Below are 7106 nucleotides of genomic sequence, written 5' to 3' on the forward strand. Positions count from 1 at the left end.
TTCAATCTCTCCCTTTTCTCATTTTATAGTGCTGCGTTTACATCTAATCTTTCTTTTATCGAATAATTCGTTTTTAACCAATGCGCAATATTTTCAATATCTGTTGAGAATATACGGTCATTTTTAATAGATGGCACCTGCTGACGACCTTGGTGGTAGAAGCTCTTCGTCACTGTACTCATGTTTTCAATTCCGCGATATTCTGCTGCTTGCATTGCACAAATCATCTCAATAGAAAGAACACGTCTTGCATTTTGAATAATTTGATGTGCATGGCGTGAAGCAATTGTTCCCATACTTACATGATCTTCTTGGTTAGCAGAAGACGGAATTGAATCTACACTCGCCGGATGTGCTAACGTTTTATTTTCAGAAACAAGCGACGCTGCAGCATATTGCATAATCATTGCACCTGACTGTAGTCCTGGTTCTGGACTTAAAAATGGTGGTAAATCATTTAATTGCGGGTTTACTAAACGCTCAATACGGCGCTCCGAAATATTTGCAAGTTCCGCCATTCCTACTTTTAAGAAGTCCATCGCAAACGCAATCGGTTGACCATGGAAGTTACCACCTGAAATTACTTTTTCTCCGCCATCAAAAATTAGCGGATTATCTGTTGCTGCATTCATTTCAATTTCTAATTTTTCTTTTACATAATTTAAAACTTGCCAAGAAGCACCGTGTACTTGCGGGATACAACGAAGTGAATAGGCATCCTGTACACGTAATTCTCCTTGTTTTGTTGTTAATTTACTATCGTGAAGGATGTCACGAATTCTGCTCGCTACTTCCACTTGCTCTTTATAACCACGTGCTTTATGAACATTTTCATCAAATGCATCAATAATGCCTTGTAACCCTTCAATTGTCATCGAAGCAATTAGTTCAGCTTGATACGCCGTTGCTTCTGCTTCTATATAAGAAAGAACTCCTTGTGCTGTCATCGCCTGCGTACCATTAATTAACGCAAGACCTTCTTTCGCTTCAAGTTCAATTGGCTCAAGCCCTTCTTCTGTAAGAGCAACCATTGCATGAACGCGTTTCCCTTTATAGAACACTTCACCTTCGCCTAATAATACGAGCGCAAGATGAGATAAAGGTGCTAAATCGCCACTTGCACCAAGTGAACCTTGTTGCGGAACGACTGGATGAATTTTACGGTTTACAAACTCAAGAAGCATATTTACAACGAGCGGCCTAACACCAGATACTCCTTTAAGCATCGTGTTCGCTCGTAAAATTAACATTCCACGCGATACTTCTTCCGGGAATGGATCACCAATCCCACATGCATGTGACTGAATTAAATTATGTTGAAGTGCCTTTACATCATCTTTTTGGATAAGCACATCACTAAACTTTCCAAATCCAGTTGTAATTCCGTAAACGACTTTTCCGTCCTCTACAATTTTCTCAACTACTTCGCGGCACTCCGCTACCTTTTGCATACTAGTTGGACAAGCTGTTACACCTTCTCCTTCCAGTAATAACCTCTTCATTTCTTCAACTGTCAATGTATGTCCTGTTAACGTAATCATCATTTTTCCTCCTTAAAAAGGCAAAAGGGGACCTTATCTTTTTAAGACAGACTTCTGTCCTAAAAAAGTAAGGCCCCCTTCTAACTAATAGACTATGGGCAAATCATATGTGATTAATTCCTAAACCAATCGCCTCATGCTCAGATCCTTTTACAGGTGCACCAATCGTTCCATATAATGCAACAGCAACCCATTCGCCTTCTTTTTTTCCGTCGTATGGTGTACCGCGCACAATCGCAAAACGAAGTCCTACTGTACGAAGAACGTCTGCTAACTGAATTTGACCTCTCGTCACTCCGTACAAAGCTTCCATAATTGCATGATAAAGTGCATGTGTTTCTCTGTAAACGTCTGTTTCAATAACTTGGTTGCTTTTAGCCGCTGTTTCCATTGCTGCGACAACCTTTTGCGAATTCATCGAACCCACTTTCCCCGTACAATACTTCCAACCTTTTGGAATGGATAATACAGGACTTTCATTCTCATCCGCAAGTGCCAACAGCATGGCCATACGACCAATTCGATGTGTTCCTTGAAGAAGCATGTGACTCTCTCATTCCTTTTGAATTATTTGAATATTACTTAATTTAAGAATATATGAAAACGTTTAAATCGTCAATAGTTTAAACTCACATTCAAACAATTTTTTCATCCCCTCCATTTGTGTACACAAATGATTTACACAATTTTTCCAAGCATGCTATAGTCTCATTAACAGATGCAAAGGGGCGAAATTTCAGTGACAAAACGAAAAGATATTCATTTTCGAATTGAAGAGAAATTACTTAAAAGGTTTGAATCAGCACTCCATTACGAAGGTTTAAAGAAAACAGATGTATTAACACATGCAATCCAACAATTTTGCACAAAGGTGGAATGTGACAAAATGAATGATGTAAAACGTCAGTATAACGTTAGCAACCATTTACAAACACGCATCGACACACATACACATTACGAAGAAAAACACGTAGATTTAGATAAGATCGTCATTGAACATTTACAACTTCAAGGGGAAGAAAATATATTAGAGGTTGGGTGCGCTAGTGGAAAATTCCTTTCCCTTTTACAAACAAATGGTCATAAAGGCCCATTAACCGGGTTTGATCAATCCGAAGCTATGCTTGCTGAAGCTGCTAAAACAAATAACTTAATAGAATGGAAACGAGGGGATGCTAGTAAACTTCCTTTCGAAACAAATTGTTATGACCTAATAATTGCAAGACATATGTTATACCATGTGAAAGATGTTGAAAAAACAATTCAAGGATTCCATAAAGTAATTCGTCCTGGCGGAACACTTTTAGCTACAACAAATTCTAGCGTTACACTACCTCGTATAGTTGAAATGTGTAACCGTATGTTAGACGCATTTGATTTACCGAAAACAACATCATCAGTCACTCCATTTTGTTTAGAAAACGGTAAAGAGATATTACAATCTGTTTTTCCAACTGTTGAAGAAACAGTTATTCATAATGCTCTCGTTTTTCATCATGCTACTCCGATTGTAAACTATATTTCTAGCATGTTCCCATCGCTAAATATACCCGATAATATGTATCTTCAAGCCGAGATGAAAGAATGGCTAACAGAAGAAATCAACCAGGAATTATCTCTCCATAACGGTATATGGCGCGATCCAAAAACGTTAGTAATTTATCGGTGTCAAAAAGAAAAAAGCTAGCATTTGCTAGCTTCTACACGTTTTCTCGTAAAAGTTTCTCCATTACTACATTGCCTTTACCACAATAAAAATCTGTATTATGTTCGTCTGCCACTCCAAAATAAGAGGCAATTGCTATTCCAAATGGTACAAATGCATGCCCTTGTGCTGTAATGATATTTGAGTGTTTCACAACTTCTTCATACACAAAATTTTCTACTGGAAAACAATCAAATTTTTGATAATCTATAGTCGCAGTATAAGAAATCCCTTTAAATAACCCTGCTTTTGCTAGTGCATACGGTCCAGCACAAATTGCCGCCACTAATTTTTCTTGTTCATGAAATTGACGAATGATTGAAAAAAGAGGTTTTGCATCTTCCAACTGTCCTTCTTCTCCACCTGGAATAAGTATCCCCTCATACTCATCTACACATACTTCACTTACTTCTATATGCGGCTGCACTTGCAATCCAGTTTCACTTATAACCAATTCTTTAGTTAAGCCCGCTGTAATGATTTCATATTTATTTTTCAGCAATGCCGTCGCTACTGTTATTTCAAACTCTGCAAATGTTGAGTATACAAATAAAAGTATTTTTTTCATAGCCCTCTCTCCTTTAACCAGTCCATAAAATATACCTCTAAATCGTCCACTGTTAATCTATTCGTGTCCACATAAGTTACAGGAAATTTTTTATACCAGTCTTTTTCAGTTTCTACTAATTTAAATTGCTCCTCAAACGTACTTCTGTTTCTTGTTCTATCATTATTTTTTCTATCATATACATTCTTTTTCGTAACATCTAAGTAAAAAATCACATCCGAACGGCATGCTCTTAATTTATATAATTCATCTTTCAATTCAGTTTCTATATCCCACTCTTCTCCTATAATCGTTGGATAAAAGAGTGTAAAAAACTCAATGTCTTCTGGTCCGCGATCAAAAATTACGACTGAATCTTTCACATTTTGAAACTCCTTTATTTTTGCTTCCATAAACATTTTTTGATTCATAATAAACCCTACTTTTGAATTCATGTCTAAATTCAATTTTTTTCGCTTCTCTACAATTGGATATGGATTTTCATATATAACTCGAAACCCTCTCTTTTCTAACCTTTTTGCTAATGTTGTTTTTCCGCTAGCCATCGGCCCTTGCAGTGAAATTACGTATGCCACACCTCTCATTCCCTTACACTTTAGTACACCTATAATATACAGAATCTTGAAAACTCTCAACATTATATATATCATCTTGTTTCTTATTCTTATCTAACTTATAATGAAAAATAGAGATTATGACGGACGCATCAATAATGTAAGCTTGGAAATCCAAGCTTACATTATTTTTTGCTTTCTCTTTTCTAATAAAAAGAGTATACTAGATTAGAACGTATGTTCTTAATAATTACATACAGTAAGGAGATAGAACAATGGTATACGACACAAAAGCAATTTCTTGGAATGAATCTTTAAAACAACTTCAACGCCGCTATACAAACAAACAAGTTGACCGAAAAGAATTTGAGGATATTGAACTGATGGAATTCTTCCGCGATAACGACTACATTTCTTTACCTACACATATAAGCGGCCTATCAAAAACACGTTTTACTTCTTACTCTATTTTCACAACTGAAGATAAAGATCGTAAAGTTGGCACACTTATTATTGAGTATGTTGAAGACGATAATAATAATTTATGTGTTGAACAACTATACTTCGTTTAAACTATAACGCTTGGTCAAAATGACCAAGCGTTCTTGCTTTCTATGAATCTCACTGTATATAATATGAATAAAAGAAAACCGCTATCATTAAGGGGGGATATGCGTGCTCGAAGGATGGTTCAGTTGGTTCATTGTATTATGGACGGTTATTTTATTAGGGCTTATGTCTATCGGTGGATACTTTATGTTCAGAAAATTCCTGAAACGATTACCAAAAGAAGACGGCATGTCCATTTTGGATTGGGAAGAACACTACATAAATAAAACGAGACATTTATGGGATGATGAACAAAAACAATTGTTAGAAGAGCTTGTAAGCCCTGTTCCAGAACTATTTCGTGATGTTGCAAAATCAAAGATTGCTGGCAAAATCGGGGAACTTGCATTACAAGAAAATGCCTCTCAAATTACACAAGACTTAATTATTAAAGGGTATATCATTGCCACACCAAAGCGTGATCATAAATTTTTAATAAAAAAACTACAAGAAAAAAAGATTGATTATTCTAACTATCGATCTTTACTCGCAAAGTAACTTCATATTATTTTCGATAAAAAAGACAGCGCCTTTGACGCTGTCTTTTTTATTTGGTACATATACAGTTTTTAAGTTAGCTTCATATCTTTTTCATTATAAAAACCATCTTCTTTTTCCATTTCCTTCTGTAATTTCGTAAAGGAACGATACATTGCAATTCTCCATGACACAATCATCGCAAACGCAAGTAAGAAGAACATGCCACTAAGTTGTCCTAAATCAAGAGATTGACTTAAGTAGGTTTTAAATACAATCCGCACTACAAGTAATCCAATTAATATGAAAACAAAGGCTTTTGAACGCTTCAAATAAATCTCTTGTCCTCTAATTTCAAATTTAGATGTTTTAATAAGAAAAATAGAGAAAATCAAACCGACACCAATTGCTTCTAACATTTCGGCTGGAGTTAATCGAAATTCAGGAAAAACATACATCAATGCACCCGTACTCATAAAAAATGGTGGAAGTATAATTTTTTTCAATGTTGCAGGTTTCTTAGCTGCTTTTAAACGAATAAACATCGCACCGACAGCCATACAAACAGCAACGATACTTGATAAAAGAACTATGTTCATATTTTCTCATCCTTTTTTGTGGCTATATGCAAAATATACTTTCATTATATGCTTTTCCGTTAGTATTTCCAACATTTTCGCAGAATAATACTAAAAACCAGTAAAACCACCAAATAAACTTGAGAAATATACGATAATTTTCGTCATCCAGTTAAAGTATAGGAAGACACCCATAACAATCATAATATATCCTCCGACTTTCATGAAGGCCATACTATTTCTTTTAATCCAAGACATTTTCGTAATAAAGAATGACAGTACGAAAAACGGGATTGCAAATCCAAGTATGTAAGCAATCATATATATCATTGCTGATTCTGGATTTGTTGCTGCTAATCCAATTACAGACACTAGAATTGGTCCGGTACATGGCGTCCACCCTGCTGCAAAAGCTAATCCGATTAGTACTGATCCAAAATAGCCACTTGGACGATTTTTAAATGTAAATTTACGGTCTTGCATTAAAAATTTCGGCTTAAACACCCCGACAATAATTAAGCCGAACACGATGATAAATATACCACCTAACTGTCTGATTAAATCTTTATAGTCAGTAAAGATTCCTCCAATAAAACTTGTACCAAATCCAATTGCAATAAATATAATTGAAAATCCAAGTAAGAAAAACGCTGTATGTATCATACTTCTTTTGCGAAGCATTGCATTTTCTTCTTTCAATTCAGAAACCGACATACCTGTTATGTACGATAAAAATGCCGGATAAAGCGGTAAGCAACATGGGGAAATAAATGATAAGAACCCGGCGCCAAACGCTAAAAAAATACTAATATCTTGCATCATTCCACTCCTCTCCCTAAATATTGTAACAAAAACACATAAAAATACTATGAACAATTCGTGAAATCACTTTTACAACGTGGCAATAAGAAAAACCGCACTTCCTCACAGTTTCTAATAAAACGTTTTCATTTCCTTCTATTATATAGAAAAAAACCAAATGGATTATAAAACTCCTTTAATTGTTATTACCATAACAAAGGTAACATAGTTTCTCAAATAATTAGCACGTTACTAGTACGTCTATATACATAT

The 7106-nt window shown here is 35.3% G+C and carries 10 protein-coding genes; 3 read left to right on the top strand and 7 right to left on the bottom strand.

All coding sequences use genetic code 11. From position 1 onward, the window contains the following. Positions 1 to 23: 23 nt before the first annotated feature. Both hutH and hutP read right to left on the bottom strand, forming a co-directional pair. Positions 24 to 1541: a histidine ammonia-lyase gene (hutH, locus tag GBN78_RS20995; RefSeq protein WP_000631875.1), complete on the bottom strand. Its 1518-nt coding sequence runs from the start codon at positions 1539 to 1541 to the stop codon at positions 24 to 26. Between the two features lie 103 nt (positions 1542 to 1644). Beyond that, positions 1645 to 2085: a hut operon transcriptional regulator HutP gene (hutP, locus tag GBN78_RS21000; RefSeq protein WP_000926516.1), complete on the bottom strand. Its 441-nt coding sequence runs from the start codon at positions 2083 to 2085 to the stop codon at positions 1645 to 1647. A 195-nt stretch (positions 2086 to 2280) separates the two neighbouring features. On the opposite strand from hutP, the gene GBN78_RS21005 reads away from it, so the two are divergent. Continuing rightward, positions 2281 to 3228 (top strand): class I SAM-dependent methyltransferase, encoded by a 948-nt coding sequence (locus tag GBN78_RS21005; protein ID WP_061655819.1) that lies wholly within the window; start codon positions 2281 to 2283, stop codon positions 3226 to 3228. Between the two features lie 13 nt (positions 3229 to 3241). Here the strand turns inward: GBN78_RS21005 and GBN78_RS21010 are convergent, their stop codons facing one another. Both GBN78_RS21010 and GBN78_RS21015 read right to left on the bottom strand, forming a co-directional pair. Then, a complete protein-coding gene (locus GBN78_RS21010; protein WP_061655820.1) occupies positions 3242 to 3814 on the bottom strand; it encodes a DJ-1/PfpI family protein in 573 nt (190 codons plus the stop codon). Beyond that, positions 3811 to 4398, bottom strand: coding sequence for an AAA family ATPase (locus tag GBN78_RS21015; RefSeq protein WP_001986424.1), 588 nt, complete (start codon positions 4396 to 4398; stop codon positions 3811 to 3813). Before GBN78_RS21015 ends, GBN78_RS21010 begins: the two co-directional genes overlap by 4 nt. Before the next feature lie 245 nt (positions 4399 to 4643). Between GBN78_RS21015 and GBN78_RS21025 the strand changes: the two genes are divergently transcribed. Further along, the gene (locus GBN78_RS21025; protein WP_000262400.1) at positions 4644 to 4940 is read left to right on the top strand and encodes a hypothetical protein; all 297 of its coding nucleotides are present in this window, start codon (positions 4644 to 4646) and stop codon (positions 4938 to 4940) included. 103 nt (positions 4941 to 5043) lie between these two features. Further along, the gene (locus tag GBN78_RS21030; protein WP_000889387.1) at positions 5044 to 5475 is read left to right on the top strand and encodes a DUF2621 domain-containing protein; all 432 of its coding nucleotides are present in this window, start codon (positions 5044 to 5046) and stop codon (positions 5473 to 5475) included. Positions 5476 to 5546: 71 nt separating this feature from the next. Here GBN78_RS21030 and GBN78_RS21035 read toward each other — a convergent pair whose 3' ends face one another. The 3 genes from GBN78_RS21035 to GBN78_RS31040 form a co-directional block, all read right to left on the bottom strand. Then, positions 5547 to 6053, bottom strand: coding sequence for a CcdC family protein (locus GBN78_RS21035; RefSeq protein WP_001028440.1), 507 nt, complete (start codon positions 6051 to 6053; stop codon positions 5547 to 5549). A 90-nt stretch (positions 6054 to 6143) separates the two neighbouring features. Further along, positions 6144 to 6851, bottom strand: a complete 708-nt coding sequence (gene ccdA, locus GBN78_RS21040; RefSeq protein WP_001152676.1) for a cytochrome c-type biogenesis protein CcdA — start codon at positions 6849 to 6851, stop codon at positions 6144 to 6146. Positions 6852 to 6867: 16 nt separating this feature from the next. Next, positions 6868 to 7017: a peptidase T gene (locus GBN78_RS31040; protein ID WP_080008939.1), complete on the bottom strand. Its 150-nt coding sequence runs from the start codon at positions 7015 to 7017 to the stop codon at positions 6868 to 6870. Between the last annotated feature and the right edge of the window lie 89 nt (positions 7018 to 7106).

Origin of the sequence: Bacillus sp. B2-WWTP-C-10-Post-4 (assembly GCF_009183805.1) — a bacterium.
GTDB classification, from domain to species: domain Bacteria; phylum Bacillota; class Bacilli; order Bacillales; family Bacillaceae_G; genus Bacillus_A; species Bacillus_A cereus.